Here is a 19,714-nt window from a genome sequence, read left to right as displayed (position 1 = left end):
TCTTTCCTCTCCATTCGTGCCGCGCCGCAGGCCTTGCGGCAGCTACGGCGCAGCGCGTGGAATCACGCGGTTAGAACGCGGCGGACTTCCTGAAATCCTCGATCGCGGCACGCAGTGCGGCTTCGTCGTCCTTCGACAGATCCTTGGTATCTTCGATGCGGTTGACGAGGTCGGCGAACTTGGTCTTCAGATGGTCGTGCAGGCCCTTTTCGAACGGCAGGATGTCCTTCACGTCGACGTTGTCGAGGAAGCCATTGTTCGCGGCATACAGCGACGCTGCCAGTTGCCACACCTGCAGCGGCTGGTATTGCGGCTGCTTCAGCAGTTCCGTCACGCGGCGGCCGCGCTCCAGCTGCTTGCGGGTGGCATCGTCCAGGTCCGAGGCGAACTGCGCGAACGCAGCCAGTTCACGGTACTGGGCCAGGTCGGTACGGATACCGCCGGACAGCTTCTTGATGATCTTGGTCTGCGCTGCACCACCCACACGCGACACCGAAATACCGGCGTTGATAGCGGGGCGGATACCGGCGTTGAACAAGTCGGTTTCCAGGAAGATCTGACCGTCGGTAATCGAGATCACGTTGGTCGGCACGAACGCGGACACGTCGCCGGCCTGCGTTTCGATCACCGGCAGCGCGGTCAGCGAACCGGTCTTGCCGGTGACGGCGCCGTTCGTGAACTTGGCCACGTAGTCTTCGTTCACGCGGGCAGCACGCTCCAGCAGACGCGAGTGCAGGTAGAACACGTCACCCGGGTAGGCTTCACGGCCCGGCGGGCGGCGCAGCAGCAGCGACACCTGACGGTAGGCCCAGGCCTGCTTGGTCAGATCGTCATAAACGATCAGCGCGTCTTCACCGCGGTCGCGGAAGTATTCGCCCATCGTGCAGCCGGCGTAGGCAGCCAGGTACTGCATGGCGGCCGAGTCCGAAGCCGATGCGGCCACGACGATCGTGTATTCCATCGCGCCGAGCTCTTCGAGCTTGCGCACGACGTTCGAGATCGTCGAAGCCTTCTGGCCGATTGCCACGTACACGCAGAAGACGCCCTTGCCCTTCTGGTTGATGATGGCGTCGACGGCCACGGCGGTCTTGCCGGTCTGACGGTCGCCAATGATCAGCTCACGCTGGCCACGGCCGATCGGCACCATCGCGTCGATCGACTTCAGACCGGTCTGCACCGGCTGGCTCACCGACTGACGTGCGATCACGCCCGGGGCGACCTTCTCGATCACGTCCGTTTCCTTGGCGTTGATCGGGCCCTTGCCATCGATCGGCTGACCCAGCGTGTTGACCACGCGGCCCAGCAGTTCCTTGCCAACCGGCACTTCCAGAATGCGGCCGGTGCACTTGACCGTATCGCCTTCCGAAATGTGTTCGTAGTCACCCAGCACCACGGCACCCACCGAGTCACGCTCGAGGTTCAGTGCCAGGCCAAAGGTGTTACCCGGGAATTCCAGCATCTCGCCCTGCATCACGCCGGACAGGCCGTGCACGCGGCAGATACCATCGGTCACGGAGATCACCGTGCCGGTGTTGCGCACTTCAGCGTCGGCGCCAAGACCCGAGATGCGGGACTTGATCAGCTCGCTGATTTCTGAGGGGTTCAGTTGCATCACAATGCTCCTAATTCTTCAATCCGTCGGCCGTTGCGGTCAGGCGGTCAGCGTGGCTTGCATGGCAGCCAGGCGCGCGCGCACGGAGGTGTCGAGCACTTCGTCGCCGACCTTGACGCTCACGCCGCCGATCAGCGACGGGTCCACCGCCACCTTTGCGTACAGCTTGCGGCCGAACTTGCGTTCGAGTGCGGCGACCAGTTCCTTCGTCTGCGTATCGTCCAGCGGGAAGGCGCTGGTGATCTCGACGTCGGACGAACCCTCGCGGGCATTCTTGAGCGCATGGAACTGTTCGGCGATTTCCGGCAACACCGTCAGGCGGTTGTTCTCCACCAACAGATTCACGAAGCGGCGAGCTTCGTCGTTGACCGGACTCTTCAGCACCGACAGGAACACTTGCTCGAGCTTGTCGCCCGGCACGTTCGGATCGGTGGCGAGCGCCTGCATGTCGGGGTTGGCGGCAACCTGCCCCATCTCCGACACCAGCTCGGACCATGCACCCAGGTTGCCAGCACCGGCTTCGCTCGCGGCGCGGAACAGCGCCTCGGCGTAGGGACGGGCAATGGTTGCGGTTTCAGCCATGATTAGAGCTCAGCCTTGAGTTGATTGAGCAGGTCCGTATGCACCTGCGCGTTCACTTCACGCTTGAGGATCTGCTCTGCACCCTTGACGGCCAGCACGGCAACCTGGTCGCGCAGCGTTTCGCGTGCGCGGGTCACTTGCTGCTCTGCCTCGGCCTTGGCCTGGGCGATGATGCGTGCGGCTTCTGCCTGGGCGTTGTGCTTGATCTCGTCAGCGGCTGCCTGGGCGCGCTTTTCAGCGTCGGCCACGCGTTGCGCGCCTTCGGTGCGGGCTTCGGCCATAGCCTGGTCCACACGCTTGTTGGCGAGTTCAAGCTCCGCCTTGCCCTTTTCGGCAGCGGCGAGGCCATCGGCGATCTTCTTTGCGCGTTCGTCGAGCGCCTTCACCAGCGGCGGCCAAATGAATTTGGCAACAACCCACCACAGGATGAAGAACACGACCATCTGCGCAAAAAACGTTGCGTTCAGATTCATGGTGTGTTCCTTTCGGTAATCAAACTACAGATAAATGCACAAGGGCGGCCAGGCCATCGGACTGAGGCCTGCGCCACCCGTCAGCATCATGCAGACCGAAAAGACTTACTGAATGACCGACAGCAGCGGGTTGGCGAAGGCGAACAGCATTGCAACACCCACGCCGATCAGGAATGCAGCGTCGATCAGGCCAGCCAGCAGGAACATCTTGGTTTGCAGCGGGTTCATCAGCTCAGGCTGACGTGCGCACGCTTCGATGTACTTGCCACCCATCAGGGCGATACCCAGGCAGGCGCCGATAGCGCCCAGACCGATGATGATGCCGATACCGATAGCGGTCAGACCCTGGATGTTGGCGAGATATGCTTGCATGATGACTCCTTTAATTTAGAGAGACTTAGAACCAAAAAACCAAAAAACCAAAAATCAGTGGTGATCGTGAGCCTGGCCGATGTACACCAGCGTCAGCATCATGAAAATGAATGCCTGCAGCAGAACGATCAGGATGTGGAAGATGGCCCAGACGGTGCCGGCTACCACGTGCCCGATGAAGCCCAGAGCCGACAGGTCGGCGCTGAACGTCCAGATGGAACCCAGCAGTGCGATCAGCAGGAACACCAGTTCGCCGGCATACATGTTGCCGAACAACCGCATGCCCAGCGACACGGCCTTGGCCAGGAATTCGATGATGTTCAGGATCAGGTTGAACGGGGCCAGGTACCACTTGGCGCCGAACGGTGCGGAGAACAGCTCGTGCATGAAGCCGCCCGCGCCCTTGATCTTGAAGCTGTAGTAGATCATCAGCACCAGCACCGAGCACGACATGCCCAGCGTACCGTTCAGGTCGGCCGTGGCCACTGCGCGGTGGTGCGGAAGATGGATGTGGAAGATGCCCAGCACGTTGTTCAGGCCGGTGACCCAATCCACGGGGATCAGATCGATCGCGTTCATCATGGTGATCCAGCAGAACACCATCAGCGCCAGCGGGGCGATCCACGAGCGGTCGCCGTGGATGATGCCCTTGGCCTGGTCGTCGACCATCTCGACGATCATTTCCACGAAGGCCTGGAAGCGGCCCGGCACACCGGCGGTCACACGGCGGGCGGCCATGTACAGGAACAGCACGGCGATGACGCCGCACAGCACCGACCAGAACACGGTGTCGTAGTTGAGGATGCTGAAGTCGACAACGGAATGCTGCTTGCCGCCGACCGAATTAAAGTTCTGCAAGTGCTCGGCGATATAGCCTGAGGGTGTGAGCACGTGCCCTGCGCCTTGAGTAGCTTCAGCTGACATGTTGAAACGATCGGTATATTGCGAAATTTGTGTTTCCGGCGTCCGCTCTTGCGGCCATCCGGTATGCGTCTTGCTTTGGCCTTCGGTCACATGACCGGTCACCGCCTGGGCAAGTCCACCGTATTGTTCTGGGCAAAACCTTACTTACGCAGCGCTTCACCGTTGTGACGCCCTGCGCGTTTAAACCTTGATATTCCGGATGGGTGCCTCATCTGCGACAGAACCCCACGCCGTGGCATTGCCATCGGGCATTGCCAAGGGCGACGGGATTCGCGTATCTCCGCTTAGCGGATTGCGAGCGCCACCCAATAAGTCTTGAGCGCCAACAGGAACGTGACCAGCATCGGCACCCAGCGCAAATCGCGGTACAGCACGATCACCAGCACCAGCAATGCCACGGTGCCGAAGATCTTGATCGCCTCGCCGGCCACCAGGCCGCCGACCGACGGCTGCTTGCGCGACATGTACAGACGCAGCGCAAAGAAGCCGCTGGGTACGAAACATGCCATGCCGCCGAAGAAGGCCGACCAGCCCGACGGTGCCTGCTCTCGCGCGAACACTGCCCACGCGATGGCCGACAGCAGCGTCACTGCGATCTGTGCCACTACGACCTTGCCAGGTGTCATGCGCGACGGGCGCAATGCGCGCTCGCCAAGCAGCTTCACCGCTTCGGCACGCGACAGCGGATCGACAGCTTCATCTTCGCGCTCGGCGATATCATCCCAATCATCGCGCCAGTCATCATCTCGACGACTGCCACGGGGCGCCTTGCCGGCTTGCGAATTGTCCTGCTGACGGTCTTGCACCACCACCTGCCTAGCCTCGTTCCAGGCCGGAACTTTTTGCGTCCGGCCAGAATTCAAACCGCACGATTCTATTAGCAATAGCAGACGTGAGTCAATCTGCTTTCAGTTAGCTTGCAGTGAATTTCGCACAACGGTTGCTATCACGCCTTCATGATGGATGGTGGGATATTGCGCGGCAATGACGCACAACGTAATCGGATTGCGCACCCCATAGCGTGCATGATGGTGAATCCGTCACTGCTGGCAGCCGTTAGGGCGTGCACCGCGAAGGGACACGCCACGGGTGACGTGCGGTTATCGCGCAGATTCATGCGGCGACATGGTGCATGCCTGGAAGGCTGTCGCGTGGGGCCGACAGCTTCCGAATTCCATCAGTAAAACAATTGCCGTATACGGCGTAAACGGCTAGGCGCTGGTAGCTGGCTCGCGCAGACGCGTCAGCACGCCGTCGAGCGCGTCGTTGTTATTGAAGTGGATGGTCAGCTGACCCTTGCCGCGGGCACCGAGCTTGATCTGCACCGCCAGGCCCAGCGCGTCCGACAGTTCTTCTTCGAGCCGCGCCACATCGCGTGTGCCATTGCCCTGCTTCTGCTTGAGGGACTTCAGGTCGAACGGCTTGAGCGTCGAGGCGACGAGCTTTTCCGTTTCCCGTACCGACAGCCGCTTGTTGACGATCTGGTTGGCCAGCGTGATCTGGTTGGCGCCATCGACAGCAAGCAGCGCGCGCGCGTGACCCATGTCCAGATCGCCCGCCATCAGCATCGTCTGTACCGGCGAAGCCAGGTTCAGCAGCCGCAGCAGGTTGGACACCGCGCTGCGCGACCGGCCTACCGATTCCGCGGCCTGCTCATGCGTGAAACTGAATTCACGGATCAGCCGCATGATGCCCTGAGCTTCTTCCAGCGGGTTCAGGTCTTCGCGCTGAATATTCTCGATCAGCGCCATTGCGGCCGCGGCTTCGTCGGCCACGTCCTTCACCAGCACCGGTACCTTGTCCAGGCCCGCGAGCTTCGAGGCGCGGAAGCGCCGTTCGCCGGCGATGATCTCGTAGCGGTCCGGTTCGGCCACGCGGCGCACGAGGATCGGCTGCATCAGCCCCTGCGCCCGGATGCTGGCGGCCAGCTCCTGCAGCGCGCCTTCGTCCATGCGCGTGCGCGGCTGATACTTGCCCGGCTGCAGCTGATTGACGCTGAGCACCGAGGGCGCGCCCTCCTGCTTCGCGGTCTCGACGATCTCGGCGGGACCTCCCAGCAGTGCCTCCAGTCCCCGGCCCAGACCCTTCTTCTTCGCGGTCACCATGCTCGCCACCCTTCCCTGTCTGTTCGTGCCGCTCAACCGAGCTGGCGTACGCGCGCGATCATCTCCGCGCCGAAATCGAGATACGCTTTGGCGCCCTTCGAGGACGCATCGAATGCCACGCCCGGCATGCCGTACGAAGGTGCCTCGGCCAGTCGCACATTGCGCGGAATCACGGTCTTGAACACCTTCTCGGCAAAGTGCGCCTCCAGCTGGGCCGACACCTGCTGCTGCAGTGTCACGCGCGGGTCGAACATCACGCGCAGCAGGCCAATCACCTTAAGGTCGCGGTTCAGGTTCGCGTGTACCTGCTTGATCGTGTTGACCAGATCGGACAGCCCTTCGAGCGCGAAGTACTCGCACTGCATCGGCACGATCACGCCGTGCGCGGCGCACAGGCCGTTCAACGTCAGCAGCGACAGCGACGGCGGGCAATCGATCAGGACAAAGTCGTACTCGTCCTCCACCTCGGCAAGCGCCTGCTTGAGCCGGCGCTCCCGCTGCTCCAGCTCCACCAGCTCCACTTCGGCGCCGGCCAGTTCGCGGTTAGCGGGCAGCACGTCGTAGCGGCCGGATTCCGAACGCTGGCGCGCCTGGGTCACGGAGGACAACCCGACCAGCACCTGGTACACGCTGTGTTCCAGTGCCTGCTTGTCGATACCCGAACCCATCGACGCATTGCCCTGCGGGTCCAGGTCAACCAGCAGCACGCGCTGGTCCTGCGCAGCCAGACCAGCGGCCAGGTTCACCGTGGTGGTGGTCTTGCCCACCCCGCCTTTCTGGTTTGCGATCACGAATACCTTGGCCATAAGCGCTTGCAGCTCCTGTTTGCCCTGTTTGTGCCATTCATATTCATGCGATGAATGACGCATCGAAAATTCTTGCGACGTTAATTCAACGTCGTGATAACACTACAAGATGTCGTTCCGCGTCCAACTCGGGGACGATCAGCTTGGGCACCGCTTCGACCTGCCACGTCTGCATCAGGCCAGCCTCTTCCATACGATCGATCTCGGCTTGCGGATAAACACCCTTCATCGCCAGCAGCTTGCCGCCCGGTGCCACCAGGTGGCCGGAAAGATTGACGAAATCCGTGAGCTCGGCAAACGCACGCGACGTGATCACGGCATATCCGTGAGCATCCTCGATTTTTTCGACCGGCCCCCAGTGCGCCGCGGCATTCGTCAGGTGCAACTGTGCACGGCACTGCGTCAGGAATGCAGTCTTCTTCTGGACGATGTCGACCATCAGCACGGACACGTCCGGGCACGAGATCGCCAGGGGCATGCCGGGCATGCCACCACCCGAACCCACGTCGAGCACCCTGCCCCGCGCAGCATCGGGTACGGCCTGACTACGCGCCGCTTCGGCCAGGGCCGGAACGGCTGCGAGCGAATCCAGCAGATGATGCGTCAGCATCTCGTCGGGATGACGGATGGCGGTGAGGTTGTAGACGCTGTTCCATTTGCGCAGCAGCGTCAGGTACGCAAACAACGTGTCGATCTGGGCCGGCGCCAATGCCAGCCCGATCGCGTCGAGTCCAGCTTCGAGACGCTTGCGTTGCGCAGCGTCGTCGGTCACGGTGTATCGGTAGCCGCCCACTCAGGCAGCCTCCTGACCATTGCCGGCCTTTGTTCCTGCCGGCGCAGTCCGCCCCATGCCCTTCTTCTTCAGATGCACCAACAGCAGCGAGATTGCCGCCGGGGTAACACCCGAGATTCTCGAAGCCTGGCCCAGTGTTTCCGGACGGTGCTGGTTCAGCTTTTGGCTGACCTCGAAGCCCAGGCCTCGCACTTCCGTGTAGTCGAAATCGAGCGGCAGCTTCGTCGCCTCATTGGCTTCGAGCTTGTCCACTTCGGCGGCCTGGCGTGCGATGTACCCGTGGTACTTGATGCCGATCTCGATTTGCTCCCGAATTTGCTCCGCCAGCATGGCGTCGTCCGCCAGCGGCGTTTCCGGGGCATAGCGGCCATCCTGCAGCGCAACCAGTGCCTCGTAGCCGACTTCCGGGCGACGCAGCAGATCCGCCAACGAATACTCACGCTCGATGGCCTTGCCGAGCAGCGGCACAGCATCCGCTTCCGGCAGCACTGTCGGATTGACCCAAGTGCTTTTCAGGCGCTCTGTTTCACGTGAAACAGCATCGCGCTTGCGATTGAAAGCATCCCAGCGCACGTCATCCACCACACCGAGTTCCCGGCCGAATTCGGTCAGACGCATGTCCGCGTTGTCTTCGCGCAGGCTCAGGCGGAACTCGGCACGGCTGGTGAACATGCGGTACGGCTCGGTCACGCCACGCGTGATCAGATCGTCGACCAGAACGCCCAGATAAGCCTGATCGCGGCGCGGTGTCCACGCATCGCGCTCGCGCACGAAGCAGCCAGCGTTGATACCTGCCAGCAGACCTTGTGCGGCGGCTTCTTCGTAACCGGTCGTTCCATTGATCTGTCCGGCGAAGAACAGACCCTCGATCGCCTTGCTTTCCAGCGATGACTTCAGGCCGCGCGGATCGAAGTAGTCGTACTCGATGGCATAGCCCGGCCGCAGAATATGTGCGTTCTCCAGGCCACGGATCGAGTGCACGAGCTCAAGCTGCACATCAAATGGCAGGCTCGTCGAGATACCGTTCGGATAGAACTCGTTGGTCGTCAGCCCTTCGGGCTCCAGGAAGATCTGATGGCTTTCCTTGCTCGAAAAGCGGTGAATCTTGTCCTCGATACTGGGGCAGTAGCGCGGCCCTACCCCTTCGATCACGCCCGTGTACATTGGCGAACGGTCCAGGCCGCCGCGGATGATGTCGTGCGTCCGGCTATTGGTATGGGTGATCCAGCACGGCAGCTGCTCGGGATGTTGCGCAGGATTGCCGAGGAACGAGAACACCGGCACCGGGTCCAGATCGCCCGGCTGCTCTTCCATGACCGAGAAATCGATGGTCCGGCCGTCGATGCGCGGCGGCGTGCCGGTCTTCAGGCGCCCCTGCGGAAGCTTGAGTTCCTTGAGGCGCGCCGACAGCGACACCGCTGCCGGGTCGCCCGCGCGTCCGCCTGTGTAGTTGTCCAGGCCCACATGGATCTTGCCGTCCAGGAAGGTACCCGCTGTCAGTACCACCGCACGGGCGCGAAAATCGATGCCCGCCTGGGTCCGGGCGCCCACCACACGGTCGCCCTCCACCATCAGGTCGTCGACGGCCTGCTGGAAAAGCATCAAATTCGGCTGATTTTCCAGCCGGGTGCGGATTGCCTTGCGGTAGAGCACGCGGTCGGCCTGGGCACGTGTGGCGCGAACGGCCGGTCCCTTGCTCGAATTCAGGATGCGGAACTGGATGCCCGCCTCATCGGTGGCGGCGGCCATTGCACCGCCCAGCGCGTCCACTTCCTTGACCAGATGCCCCTTGCCGATGCCGCCAATCGACGGATTGCAGCTCATCTGACCCAACGTTTCGATGTTGTGCGTGAGCAGCAGCGTCTGGCAGCCCATGCGCGCGGCTGCAAGGGCTGCTTCGGTGCCGGCGTGACCACCGCCGACGACAATGACGTCGAATTCTTTTGGGTAAAGCATGGGACACCTCCTCCGGGAGGTCGGGCGGGAAAAATCAGGATGCCGAATTATAGCGGCATTCGTTTTCCCCACGATGCCCGCCACGGTGTTTCACGTGAAACATGGCGCGAACGGTACCCCCGAGATCAATGAGTGTGTTCCACGTGAAACACTCGGATCAAATAAGAAAGGCCCCACTTTCACGGGGCCTCTTCTACCGCGGCTGTTTCACGTGAAACATGGGTCAGATCTGGCTGCGGATATATCCGGCAATCTGCGTACTGAGCGTTGCCAGATCTCGTCGCAACGTCTCGAAACCCGCATTTGGCACCTTGCTCGCTTCGTCCATATAGAGCGGGCGACGGATCTCGATCTGCAGGCTATTCCGTCCCTCGGCCGGCCGCCCAATCTGGGCAATCAATTGCACGCCCTTGTACGGATCGTTGCGTGCCACCGTGTAGCCCATGCCCGTGAGTTCTCTTTCGATCAGATCCACGATGCCAGGCTCGCACGTCGTGCCGTCGCGGTCGCCGAGCACGAAGTCGGCCAGCGGGCGCGCACTGTCGATCTTGAGCCGCTCGTAGGCGTTGTTGGGCATCGAGTGCAGGTTCAGGTGCCAGAGCGCTCCAAAGCGATCGTAGGCACCGTCAACCGCCTGTGCCAGCGCCTCGTGGTACGGACGGTAGTAGCGCTCGATACGGTTCTGCACCTCCGACACCGTCAGCTGGCGATCGTAGATTGGCGTTGCCGCGTCCAGCTTCCGCCAGATCAGGCCGTAGCCAAGGCGCGTCTTTTCACCCGGAGAAAGCAACGTCGGCCAAGGCGTCACGAGCAGTTCGGGGTCGAGGTCTTCCAGCGTCCGATTCGGATCGATGTAGACGCGCGGGAACGTGGCGCCGATCAGCGTGCCCCCAACCTTGGGAATGGCGGACCACAGCGTATCGATGTGGGTATCCTCCCCTCCCCGCAGCCGCTGCAGAGGTACTGTCGCGTTGAAGTCGGCCGGGTAGTAGACGCCGCTGTGCGGCGAATCGCAGACCAGCGGCAGCGCTTCAGCTTCCGGCAAGGCAAGGGTGAACGGGCCGGAAGGCGCATCGCCCACCACCGCCTGGGACTGAACTTCAAACTTCGTCATCGCTTAATCCAGCTTGATGTTGGCGGCCTTGGCCACACGGGCGTAGCGGGCCATTGCCTGCTGGATCTGTGCCTTGAACTGGTCCGGGGTGGTCGGTACGAGCGTGCCGCCGGATTCCTCGATCTTGCGCTTGAACTCCGGGTTCAGCATGGCCTTGTGGATGGCGGCATTCAGCTTATCGATCACAGGCTGCGGCGTGCCGGCCGGTGCCACGATGCCGAACCAGCCGCCCTCGCCCATGTCCTTGTACCCCAACTCGCCGTAGGTCGGTACGTTCGGCAGCTGCGGGGAGCGTTGTGCGCCCAGTACCGCCAGCGCGCGGAGCCGGCCTGCTTTCACGTGGGGGAGCGTCGACGACAGGTTGTCGGTGATGGCGTTGACCTGCCCTGCCAGGGCGTCGTTCAGGGCAAGCCCCGCGCCCTTGTACGGCACATGCAGCAGGTCGATCTTCGCCAGCATCATGAAGTTCTCGATGTTGACGTGGCCAAGCGAGCCAGCACCGGGCGATGCGAATGTGTACTTGCCGGGATTGGCCTTCACCAGCGCCACAAACTCCTGCATCGTCTTGGCGGGTACGCTGGGATGCACGGCAAAGACGCTCGGAATTGCCGCCACGTTGGTGACCGGTGCGAAGTCCTTGATCGGGTCGTAGCCCAGCTTCGGGTAGACCGCCGGGTTCGAGCCGTGCGTGCTGACCGTGGCCATGCCGATCGTGTAGCCATCGGGCGCGGAACGGGCAACCTGCTCCATGCCGATGGAACCGCCTGCCCCGCCCTTGTTGTCGACCACGATAGTCTGGCCCAATTCGCGCCCGGCGAACTCGGCAACCAGGCGCGCCGACAGATCCGTGGTGCCGCCCGCCGCGAACGGAACGATCAGTCGGATCGGCTTGCTGGGGTAGCCGGACTGCGCGAAAACCGGCGCGGCAACACCACCCAGCGCAGCGGCGAGGGCTGTGGACAACATTGTGGAAAACACCAGCCGACGGCGCGTGCCGTGGGCGTTCCTGGCTCGTTTCATGGAATCAAACTCCTCGCTCTTCGTTCTCGAATCTTGGGTACCGAGCAGGGAGTTTCGAGAGTTTACCGACCTGGCACAAACGACTATATTGCACGGTTCCATTACCAAAGATCATGCTGGCTGGCATGCGTATACGTTCCCCCTCGATGTCCGAGCTTCATGCGTTTCCCACTGCCGCGAGGCTCGGCAGCTTCACACGCGCGGCCGAGACGCTATGCGTGACACAGGGGGCCATCAGCCGCGCCATCGCCCGGCTGGAAGCGCATTTCGGACAGCCTCTGATACATCGCAATGCGCACCGGCTGACTTTGACTGAGGCGGGGCGCGCGTACCTGGACGCCATTGCGGAGCCGCTGGCGGCGCTGGAAAGCGCCAGCGCGGCGATGTTTGGCGAAGACCGCCGGCATCACCTGACGGTGTCGGCCGTACCTACCCTGGCGAGCGTGTGGCTGGTACCTCGCCTGCCCGACTTCCATCGCAAGCACCCCGATATCCGGCTCGACTTCGTACCGTACCGCCGCGACGAGGATTTTTCGGGCGCCCAGCCCGACGCCGCCATCCTGACGGGCGAAGCGAGCCAATGGCCGGGATGGCAGGTCGACTACGTGATTGGCCGGGAAATGGTACCCATCTGCCACCCGGCTCGCGCCCATGCCAGGCGAGTCGCAAATCTGTGGAAAACTCCCGCCGACCTGATGGGCGAACCGCTACTTTTCCACACAACTGCCCCCAGGAACTGGCAGCACTGGCTGCAAGCGACAGGCGTACCCGATGCTGCGCCGACACTCGCGCGCGGATTCGATCAAGTGTCGATCCTGCTGGAGGCGGTCAAGGCCGATATGGGAGTGGCCGTATTGCAGCGATGCCTTGTCAGGGATGCGTTGCAGGCCGGTCAGGTGGTGGCGCCGTTCGATCTGCCAGTCACCCTCAACCGTGGATATTTCCTGTGCGCGCCACGTGAAAAGCGCGACCACCCGGCACTGAATACCTTCCGCGAATGGCTGCTTTCAGCCGCCGCGAACGATATCACGGCGCTGCTTCGCTAGGACTTATCCACACTGTGGATAGTTTTGTGAACAACATAGCTACGGCGAATAAATATAGCCACACAATCGGCCATATTATTTGAAGACCGTATACGTATACGGTCACGCCGCCTTCTTGGCCAATCCCAGGTAGGTCTCGATCACTTTGGGATTGCTGGCCAAAGCCGAGGCTTCGCCTTCCATCGCCATGTCGCCCGTCTCGACCACATACCCGTAGTCCGCCACCTGCAGCGCGGCCCTTGCGTTCTGCTCGATCAGCAGCGTGGCTACGCCGGTCTGGCGCAGGTTGCTGATGATGTGGAAGATCTCCTTCACGATCAGCGGCGCCAGCCCCAGGCTCGGTTCATCGAGCATCAGCAGTTGCGGCTTGGCCATCAGCGCCCTGCCCACGGCCAGCATCTGCCGTTCGCCGCCGGAGAGCGTGCCGGCCTCTTGCTTCGCACGTTCCCTCAGGCGCGGAAACAGGTCATAGACCACGCTCATCTGGTCCAGGTAGTTGCGCTCGCCGGCACGCTTGCGGCGGAACGCACCGAGTTGCAGGTTGTCCTCGACGGTCATGGTGGCAAACAGCTCGCGCTTCTCGGGCACCAGGCACATGCCACGTGCCACCCGCCCCTCCACGGGAACGCCGGCCATATCGTGGCCCAGATACCGCACGGTGCCGCTGGCCGATCCGCTGACCGGCAGCGCGCCCATGATCGCGTTGAGCATGGTGGACTTGCCCGCGCCATTCGGCCCGATGACCGTGACGATCTTGCCCGCCTGTACCTGCAGATTGGCGCCGTGCACGGCCTCGACCTTGCCGTAACGGACATGCAGGTCCTTGACCTCCAGAATCAGACTCATCTCCACTCCTTACTCGACACCACCGAGATAGGCTTCCAGCACGGCCGGATCCTTCTGCACGTCTTCCGGCACGCCTTCGGCGATGCGCGTACCGAACTCCATCACCACAAGTCGGTCCGTCAGGTTCATCACGAAGTCCATGTCGTGCTCCACCAGCAGCACGCTCATGCCCTCGCCCTTCAACTTGCGCAGCAGTTCGGCAAGCGCCTGCTTTTCCTTGTAGCGCAGCCCCGCCGCCGGTTCATCGAGCAGCAGCAACGCAGGATCGCAGCACAGCGCTCGCGCGATTTCGAGAATGCGCTGCTGGCCCAGCGCAAGGCTGCCCGCTTCCATGTACATGCAGTCGGCCAGACCTACACGTTCAAGCTGGCGCTTTGCTTCGAACAACAGCTTCTCTTCCTCGGCGCGGTTCATGCGCAGGATCGCCGCGGCCACGCCTCCCTGCGCGCGAAAATCGCCACGCAGATGCGCGCCGATGGCCACATTTTCCAGCACCGTCATCGTCGGCAGCAAGTGCACATGCTGGAACGTACGGCCTACACCCCGCTTCACGATCTCGCGCGATGGCAGGCCCGAGATAACCTCTCCGCGATAGCGCACCTCGCCGCGCGTAAGCGGCAGCACGCCGGTCACCAGATTGAACGTGGTGGACTTGCCGGCACCGTTCGGACCAATGAGACCGATGATCTCTCCCGCGCGTACCTGGAAGCTCACGTCGTTCACGGCAACCAATCCGCCGAACTGCTTGCGCGCCGCGCGCACGTCGAGAATCAGCTCGCCTGCCGTGGGCTTCTCGCGCACCGGCAACGCATCCGCATGCGTGGGCGCAACGACCGGCGGACCCGATGGCATCAGCCTGCGCAGGAACGGCCAGATGCCATCGCGCGCGTACTGCAACAGCAGCACCAGCAGCACGCCGAACACGATGATCTCGAAGTTGCCGGTGCTGCCCAGCAGCCGGGGCAGCAGACCCTGCAGCACGTCCTTGAGGATGGTGAGAATGCCCGCGCCAAGCACCGCGCCCCACACGTGGCCCACGCCGCCGACAACGGCCATGAACAGGTACTCGATGCCGTAGTTGAGGCCGAACGGTGTGGGATTCACCGCGCGTTGCAGATGCGCGTAGAGAAAGCCGGACACGCACGCGAGGATCGCGGCCACGACAAAGATCACCACCTTCATCCAGGCGGTGTTCACGCCCATCGCCTCGGCCATCGTGCCGCCGCCCTTGAGCGCGCGGATGGCGCGCCCCGGCCGCGAGTTCAGCAGGTTCTGCATCGCCAGCACGGCCAGCAACACCACGGCCCAGATCAGATAGAACATCGACCTGCCCGATTGCAGCTCGATGCCAAGGAACGACAGCACGGGGATTCCGTTCAGGCCATCGTACTTGCCCAGGAACTCAAGGTTGCCAAACAGGAAGAACAGCGACAGGCCCCACGCAATCGTCGCCAGCGGCAGGTAGTGGCCCGACATGCGCATCGTGATGAGTCCGATCACGTAGGCCGACGCCATCGTGATAACCATCCCCACGATCAGCCCGAGCCACGGCGACAGTCCGAACTGCGTGGTCAGATACGCGGTGCTGTAGGCACCCAGCCCCACGAACGCGGCCTGTCCAAACGACGTCATGCCGCCCACGCCGGTCAGCAGCACCAAGCCGATGGCCACGATGCTGTATAGCCCGATATAGTTGCCGAGCGTGATCCAGAATTCCGGCGTCGGCAGCACGGGCAGCAGCGCGAGCACGATCACGAATGCGAGTGTCAGTACCCGGTTGCGCATGGCACCCGTCGAGTGCGATGCAGGTTCGGCTTGCGTTTGCGCGTTCTTCTCCAACGGCTTGTTGGTCAGCATCGTCATGGCCTATTCCTCTTCCTCGACGTGCTTGCTCGTCAGCGATCGCCACAGCAGCACCGGAATGATCAGCGTGAAGACGATGACCTCCTTGAAGGCGCTCGCCCAGAACGACGAATACGATTCGAGAAGTCCCACCAGCAGCGCACCCAGCGCCGCCACCGGGTAACTGGCCAGGCCGCCGACAATGGCGCCCACAAAACCCTTGAGGCCGACCAGGAAGCCGGATTCGTAGTAGACCGTGGTCACCGGTGCGATCAGGATGCCGCACAGCGCGCCCATCGCCGCCGCCAGCGTGAACGACAGCCGCCCTGCCTGCGTGGTGCCGATACCCACCAGCCGCGCACCCAGCCGGTTCACGGCCGTCGCGCGTAGTGCCTTGCCCTGCAGCGTGCGTTCGAAGTAGAAGTACAGCGCGGCGATCAACAGCGCCGACACCGCCACCACCCACAGACTCTGGCCGGAAACGCTAAGGCTGCCAACCTCGAAGCGCGCTTCGGAAAACGGATTCGTGCGCGACCCCTCCGCGCCGAACATCACAAGGCCGAGTCCCACCAGCGCAAAGTGCACGCCGACGGACACGATCAGCAGCACCAGCGTGCTCGCCTCGGCCAGCGGCTGATAGGCCAGCCGGTAGAGCATCGGTCCGAGCGGAATCACGATCAGCAGCGTCAGCGCGATCTGCACGATCATCGGCAACGGCATGCCGCCGTACTGCTGCACGAGCAGATGCACCGCTCCCGGAAACAGCAGGTACTTGCCAGCCAGGATCAGGACCCTGCGTGGTGCGGTCAGGCGCAACTCGGGGCTGCGCAGCACCGCCACGCCATCGTAGATGAATGTCAGCACGCCCATCGCCAGCAGCAGCCACGTGGTCTGCGGCGCGTGGCCAGCCTGCATCGCGGCCAGCGTCAGCGCACCGTATGCCACGAATTCGCCCTGGGGAATGAAGATGACGCGCGTCACCGAGAACACCAGCACCAACGCCAGTGCCAGCAACGCGTAGATCGCGCCGGAGGTGATGCCGTCCTGCGCCAGAATGGCCGCAATCGAAAGGTCCATTGTCTGCCCGTGTTATATGCGGATACGCTACGTCAGCTTAGTGACTGCGCTCCGCGATGCCTAGGGGATGGCAGAACAACGCGGGCAAAAAAAGGGCGCATGGTCTGCCATGCGCCCTCCTGTGCTTCGCTGCTCCAGCCCGACCCCTGCCAGCCGATCGTGTTGCCGGCTTACTTCTGCAGCTTCCACTTGCCATCGACGATCTGCACCATCACGCGCGCGCGCTGGTCCATGCCGAGGTGGTCGGTGGGGCTCATGTTGATAATGCCGTGCGATACCGGCAGGTTCTTGGTCTGCTCCAGTGCATCGCGCAGTGCCTTGCGGAATTCCTTCGTGCCAGGCTGGCCCTTCTTGAGTGCCTCCGGAATGGCGTTCTGCAACAGCAGGCCAGCATCCCAGGCATGCCCGCCGAAGGTGGAAACCTGTCCGCCGAACGCCTTTTCATAGGCGGTCTTGTAGGTCATGGCCGGCTTCTTCACCGGGTTGCTGTCCGGCAACTGCTCGGCCACCAGCAGCGGGCCGGCCGGCAGGAACGTACCTTCGCAGTCCTTGCCGCACACACGCAGGAAGTCGGGATTCGCCACGCCGTGCGTCTGGTAGATCTTGCCCTTGTAGCCGCGCTCCTTGAGTGCCTTGACCGGCAGCGCCGCGGGCGTACCCGAGCCTGCGATCAGCACCGCATCGGCGTTGGCACCCATCATCTTGAGTACCTGGCCCGTCACCGAGTTATCGGTGCGCGCAAAGCGCTCGTTGGCCACCACCTTGATCTTGCGCATCTCGGCGACCTTGGCAAACTCCTGCGCCCAGCTATCGCCGTAAGCATCCGCGAAGCCGATAAAGGCCACCGTCTTCACGTTGTTGCTGGTCATGTGCTCGGCCAGCGCCGTAGCCATGTGAGAGTCGTTCTGCGGCGTCTTGAAGATCCACGCGCGCTTGCTGTCCATCGGCTCGATGATGCGGGCCGATGCGGCCATCGAGATCATCGGCGTTTCGCTTTCCGCCGCAACGTCCACCATCGCCAGCGAGTTGGGCGTGACCGTGGATCCCACCACCACGTCCACCTTGTCTTCGCTGATCAGCTTGCGCGTGTTCTTGACCGCCGTGGTCGTATCGGTGGCATCGTCGAGCACGATGTACTCGATCTTCTTGCCGGCGATTTCCTTGGGCAGCAACGTGAAGGTGTTCTTCTCGGGGATGCCGAGCGATGCGGCGGGCCCCGTGGCCGATACCGTGACCCCGACCTTCACCTGGGCGCTGGCCGCACCTGCGAAAAGACTGGCGGCGGCAAGCGCCAGCAAGCTGGCGCGCTTGAACGTCATGGCTTGTCTCCTTCGGTTCCAAAAACGGAAAAAGGCACCCGCCGGCTTCCGGCCGGCGGATGCCTTCAGTTTTTTTGTGGCCCACTCTGGCAGGCTCTTTGGCGGATGCAGCGCTGGCATCCGATCTAGCCGGGAACATCGAAGTTCGTCCCGTTTTTCCCGTCCTGCGCCATTACCCCCGGATTGCGCAGCTGCATTCACCGACCGCTCGGTCGGGAATGCGAATCGAGTCTAACACAGCGATGTGATACGAAAAGGCGGGATTAACCCGCAGCAGCACAGGCGCAACAGTCGAGGGTTTTCAACGCACGAACGCGTCGTAAGCGGTCTTGACGATCAGTGCGCTGACAACCGCGATGAACACCTTGCGCACGAAGCGGCTGCCGTGGCGCAGCGCCAGCTTGCTGCCCACCTGACTGCCCGCGACGTTGGCCAATGCCATGACGATGCCAAGCTGCCACCAGACGTGGCCCTTGGATGCCAGCAACAACAGCGCGGCCAGGTTCGTGGCCAGGTTGACGATCTTTGCCGATGCCGACGCATGCAGGAAGTCGTAGCCGAACACGCGCACGAACACGATCATCAGGAAGCTGCCCGTACCCGGCCCGAACACGCCGTCGTAGAAACCGATTGCAGCGCCGGCCAGCAGCGCAGCCACGCGCTCGCGCGAACCCGACAATGCCGGTGCGTGATCGGTGCCGAGATCCTTCTTTGCAACCGTATAGGCCAGCAGTATCAGCAGCACGAACGGCAGCGCCTTGCGCAGCGGCTCGGCGGGGATCTTCGTCAGCGTCCACGCGCCAGCCATCGCGAATACAAAGGCGGCAAGCATCGCCGGTCCGGTGGCGCCCCAATAGATCCGCACCTTGCGTCCATAGCGGTAGGCCGCGTTGGATGTGCCTGCCAGCGACGCAACCTTGGTGGTGCCGATCAGCGTGGCCGGCGACATGTTCGGATAAGTCGAAAACAGCGCGGGCACCTGCACCAATCCACCCCCGCCCGCAACGGCGTCGATCAAGCCGGCCAGAAAGGCGGCCGCGGCCAGAAACACAAACTCCATGAATGGACAGTCGAAAAATGTCGGGGGGCGTCGAGCGGGTTTGAGAAAAGGTCGAAGTGGGAACGTACTGCGGTAGCGGATCAGCCCAAGCGTTTGGGAGTGGGCACCAGACTGCGCCGCCACAAGCCATCGGCATCGCGCTGGAAGCCTTCCGGCGGCCGCGCGGCGTCAGCCACCAGACCGGGTGCCAACAGAACGTGCCGGATGCCGTGCGCACGGCACCAGTCGGCCAGAACCGCGCAGCATGCGTCCCGCCAGGATTCGGATGATGCGGCTGCCGGCGGCCACCACTCGGCCACCATCGCCACGCGCCCGCCGAGCGCCAGGCTCTGGACCAGCGTGACCGGCATCAGGCAGACCAGCGTGTCCTGCCCCGCGTTGGTGCCGCCTGCCAGGCAGATGCCGTGACCGCCCTGCTCCAGCAAGGCATCGAGAGACAGTCGCCGCGCGCGAGCCTCGGGAACCGGCAGCGGCGCGCGTGCGTTCAGCCAAGCGTCAATGGACGGGCCATCGGCGCTGATCGCGGCGCGTACCCATTGCTGCACTTCGGGACAATTCGGGGAATCGGATGGGAGGGACATGACAAGCCGGGGAATGCTGCCCGGCATTGTCTCATGCGGGCTGGCGGGCGGTCATGCCGAAGATGCATCAGTCTGCACCCGGACAAAATCCAGGTGCCGGGGCAGGCGTTTTCGGGGGCGGAAAATGAAAAAGGCGTTGCCGGGGATCACCCAGCAACGCCTCTTTATCGTATTGGCTGCTGCTAC

The 19,714-nt window shown here is 62.8% G+C and carries 19 protein-coding genes; 1 reads left to right on the top strand and 18 read right to left on the bottom strand.

Annotated elements, in window-relative coordinates; translation table 11 throughout:
- Positions 1–70 precede the first annotated feature (70 nt).
- From atpA to AC3FLX_RS14330, 12 genes are all read right to left on the bottom strand, one after another.
- On the bottom strand, positions 71–1,612 hold the full coding sequence (atpA, locus tag AC3FLX_RS14385; RefSeq protein ID WP_488697557.1) for a F0F1 ATP synthase subunit alpha: 1,542 nt from the start codon (positions 1,610–1,612) through the stop codon (positions 71–73).
- A gap of 39 nt (positions 1,613–1,651) precedes the next feature.
- Entirely contained in the window at positions 1,652–2,194 is a 543-nt protein-coding gene (locus AC3FLX_RS14380; RefSeq protein WP_488697555.1) for a F0F1 ATP synthase subunit delta, read from the bottom strand.
- Between the two features lie 2 nt (positions 2,195–2,196).
- Entirely contained in the window at positions 2,197–2,667 is a 471-nt protein-coding gene (locus AC3FLX_RS14375) for a F0F1 ATP synthase subunit B (RefSeq protein ID WP_488697553.1), read from the bottom strand.
- A 105-nt stretch (positions 2,668–2,772) separates the two neighbouring features.
- The gene (gene atpE, locus AC3FLX_RS14370) at positions 2,773–3,039 is read right to left on the bottom strand and encodes a F0F1 ATP synthase subunit C (RefSeq protein WP_008650162.1); all 267 of its coding nucleotides are present in this window, start codon (positions 3,037–3,039) and stop codon (positions 2,773–2,775) included.
- Positions 3,040–3,093: 54 nt separating this feature from the next.
- Positions 3,094–3,963: a F0F1 ATP synthase subunit A gene (gene atpB, locus AC3FLX_RS14365; protein ID WP_488697551.1), complete on the bottom strand. Its 870-nt coding sequence runs from the start codon at positions 3,961–3,963 to the stop codon at positions 3,094–3,096.
- Positions 3,964–4,247: 284 nt separating this feature from the next.
- On the bottom strand, positions 4,248–4,775 hold the full coding sequence (locus AC3FLX_RS14360; RefSeq protein WP_488697549.1) for an ATP synthase subunit I: 528 nt from the start codon (positions 4,773–4,775) through the stop codon (positions 4,248–4,250).
- 399 nt (positions 4,776–5,174) lie between these two features.
- Positions 5,175–6,068 (bottom strand): ParB/RepB/Spo0J family partition protein, encoded by an 894-nt coding sequence (locus AC3FLX_RS14355; protein ID WP_488697547.1) that lies wholly within the window; start codon positions 6,066–6,068, stop codon positions 5,175–5,177.
- Positions 6,069–6,100: 32 nt separating this feature from the next.
- Positions 6,101–6,874, bottom strand: a complete 774-nt coding sequence (locus tag AC3FLX_RS14350; protein WP_488697545.1) for a ParA family protein — start codon at positions 6,872–6,874, stop codon at positions 6,101–6,103.
- Between the two features lie 85 nt (positions 6,875–6,959).
- A complete protein-coding gene (rsmG, locus tag AC3FLX_RS14345) occupies positions 6,960–7,646 on the bottom strand; it encodes a 16S rRNA (guanine(527)-N(7))-methyltransferase RsmG (protein ID WP_488697543.1) in 687 nt (228 codons plus the stop codon).
- Between the two features lie 21 nt (positions 7,647–7,667).
- Entirely contained in the window at positions 7,668–9,623 is a 1,956-nt protein-coding gene (gene mnmG / locus AC3FLX_RS14340; RefSeq protein ID WP_488697541.1) for a tRNA uridine-5-carboxymethylaminomethyl(34) synthesis enzyme MnmG, read from the bottom strand.
- 223 nt (positions 9,624–9,846) lie between these two features.
- Complete coding sequence (locus AC3FLX_RS14335) at positions 9,847–10,737, bottom strand: N-formylglutamate amidohydrolase (RefSeq protein WP_488697539.1); 891 nt, start codon at positions 10,735–10,737, stop codon at positions 9,847–9,849.
- 3 nt (positions 10,738–10,740) lie between these two features.
- Positions 10,741–11,757, bottom strand: a complete 1,017-nt coding sequence (locus AC3FLX_RS14330) for a Bug family tripartite tricarboxylate transporter substrate binding protein (protein WP_488697537.1) — start codon at positions 11,755–11,757, stop codon at positions 10,741–10,743.
- Between the two features lie 125 nt (positions 11,758–11,882).
- Here AC3FLX_RS14330 and AC3FLX_RS14325 point away from each other — a divergent pair, with 125 nt between their 5' ends.
- Positions 11,883–12,803 (top strand): LysR substrate-binding domain-containing protein, encoded by a 921-nt coding sequence (locus AC3FLX_RS14325; RefSeq protein ID WP_488697535.1) that lies wholly within the window; start codon positions 11,883–11,885, stop codon positions 12,801–12,803.
- A gap of 102 nt (positions 12,804–12,905) precedes the next feature.
- On the opposite strand, the gene AC3FLX_RS14320 is transcribed toward AC3FLX_RS14325, so the two are convergent.
- The 6 genes from AC3FLX_RS14320 to AC3FLX_RS14295 form a co-directional block, all read right to left on the bottom strand.
- Positions 12,906–13,649 (bottom strand): ABC transporter ATP-binding protein, encoded by a 744-nt coding sequence (locus AC3FLX_RS14320; RefSeq protein ID WP_488697534.1) that lies wholly within the window; start codon positions 13,647–13,649, stop codon positions 12,906–12,908.
- 9 nt (positions 13,650–13,658) lie between these two features.
- The gene (locus tag AC3FLX_RS14315) at positions 13,659–15,512 is read right to left on the bottom strand and encodes a branched-chain amino acid ABC transporter ATP-binding protein/permease (protein ID WP_488697533.1); all 1,854 of its coding nucleotides are present in this window, start codon (positions 15,510–15,512) and stop codon (positions 13,659–13,661) included.
- A 3-nt stretch (positions 15,513–15,515) separates the two neighbouring features.
- Positions 15,516–16,568: a branched-chain amino acid ABC transporter permease gene (locus AC3FLX_RS14310; protein WP_488697531.1), complete on the bottom strand. Its 1,053-nt coding sequence runs from the start codon at positions 16,566–16,568 to the stop codon at positions 15,516–15,518.
- 170 nt (positions 16,569–16,738) lie between these two features.
- The gene (locus AC3FLX_RS14305; RefSeq protein WP_488697530.1) at positions 16,739–17,887 is read right to left on the bottom strand and encodes an ABC transporter substrate-binding protein; all 1,149 of its coding nucleotides are present in this window, start codon (positions 17,885–17,887) and stop codon (positions 16,739–16,741) included.
- A gap of 301 nt (positions 17,888–18,188) precedes the next feature.
- Complete coding sequence (locus AC3FLX_RS14300; RefSeq protein ID WP_488697529.1) at positions 18,189–18,947, bottom strand: sulfite exporter TauE/SafE family protein; 759 nt, start codon at positions 18,945–18,947, stop codon at positions 18,189–18,191.
- 80 nt (positions 18,948–19,027) lie between these two features.
- Positions 19,028–19,528, bottom strand: coding sequence for a hypothetical protein (locus tag AC3FLX_RS14295; protein WP_488697527.1), 501 nt, complete (start codon positions 19,526–19,528; stop codon positions 19,028–19,030).
- Positions 19,529–19,714 lie beyond the last annotated feature (186 nt).

It is taken from the genome of Cupriavidus sp. 291-E7 (assembly GCF_057798835.1).
The sequence above is the reverse complement of the archived record's forward strand: the minus strand, read 5'-3'. Positions and strand labels throughout refer to the sequence as shown.

Excerpts from the sequence above, each read along its gene's own strand:
- atpA (WP_488697557.1), bottom strand. The coding sequence starts at position 1,612 with ATGCAACTGAACCCCTCAGAAATCAGCGAGCTGATCAAGTCCCGCATC.
- AC3FLX_RS14380 (WP_488697555.1), bottom strand. The coding sequence starts at position 2,194 with ATGGCTGAAACCGCAACCATTGCCCGTCCCTACGCCGAGGCGCTGTTC.
- AC3FLX_RS14375 (WP_488697553.1), bottom strand. The coding sequence starts at position 2,667 with ATGAATCTGAACGCAACGTTTTTTGCGCAGATGGTCGTGTTCTTCATC.
- atpE (WP_008650162.1), bottom strand. The coding sequence starts at position 3,039 with ATGCAAGCATATCTCGCCAACATCCAGGGTCTGACCGCTATCGGTATC.
- atpB (WP_488697551.1), bottom strand. The coding sequence starts at position 3,963 with ATGTCAGCTGAAGCTACTCAAGGCGCAGGGCACGTGCTCACACCCTCA.
- AC3FLX_RS14355 (WP_488697547.1), bottom strand. The coding sequence starts at position 6,068 with ATGGTGACCGCGAAGAAGAAGGGTCTGGGCCGGGGACTGGAGGCACTG.
- AC3FLX_RS14350 (WP_488697545.1), bottom strand. The coding sequence starts at position 6,874 with ATGGCCAAGGTATTCGTGATCGCAAACCAGAAAGGCGGGGTGGGCAAG.
- mnmG (WP_488697541.1), bottom strand. The coding sequence starts at position 9,623 with ATGCTTTACCCAAAAGAATTCGACGTCATTGTCGTCGGCGGTGGTCAC.
- AC3FLX_RS14335 (WP_488697539.1), bottom strand. The coding sequence starts at position 10,737 with ATGACGAAGTTTGAAGTTCAGTCCCAGGCGGTGGTGGGCGATGCGCCT.
- AC3FLX_RS14330 (WP_488697537.1), bottom strand. The coding sequence starts at position 11,757 with ATGAAACGAGCCAGGAACGCCCACGGCACGCGCCGTCGGCTGGTGTTT.
- AC3FLX_RS14325 (WP_488697535.1), top strand. The coding sequence starts at position 11,883 with ATGCGTATACGTTCCCCCTCGATGTCCGAGCTTCATGCGTTTCCCACT.
- AC3FLX_RS14320 (WP_488697534.1), bottom strand. The coding sequence starts at position 13,649 with ATGAGTCTGATTCTGGAGGTCAAGGACCTGCATGTCCGTTACGGCAAG.
- AC3FLX_RS14315 (WP_488697533.1), bottom strand. The coding sequence starts at position 15,512 with ATGACGATGCTGACCAACAAGCCGTTGGAGAAGAACGCGCAAACGCAA.
- AC3FLX_RS14310 (WP_488697531.1), bottom strand. The coding sequence starts at position 16,568 with ATGGACCTTTCGATTGCGGCCATTCTGGCGCAGGACGGCATCACCTCC.
- AC3FLX_RS14305 (WP_488697530.1), bottom strand. The coding sequence starts at position 17,887 with ATGACGTTCAAGCGCGCCAGCTTGCTGGCGCTTGCCGCCGCCAGTCTT.
- AC3FLX_RS14300 (WP_488697529.1), bottom strand. The coding sequence starts at position 18,947 with ATGGAGTTTGTGTTTCTGGCCGCGGCCGCCTTTCTGGCCGGCTTGATC.
- AC3FLX_RS14295 (WP_488697527.1), bottom strand. The coding sequence starts at position 19,528 with ATGTCCCTCCCATCCGATTCCCCGAATTGTCCCGAAGTGCAGCAATGG.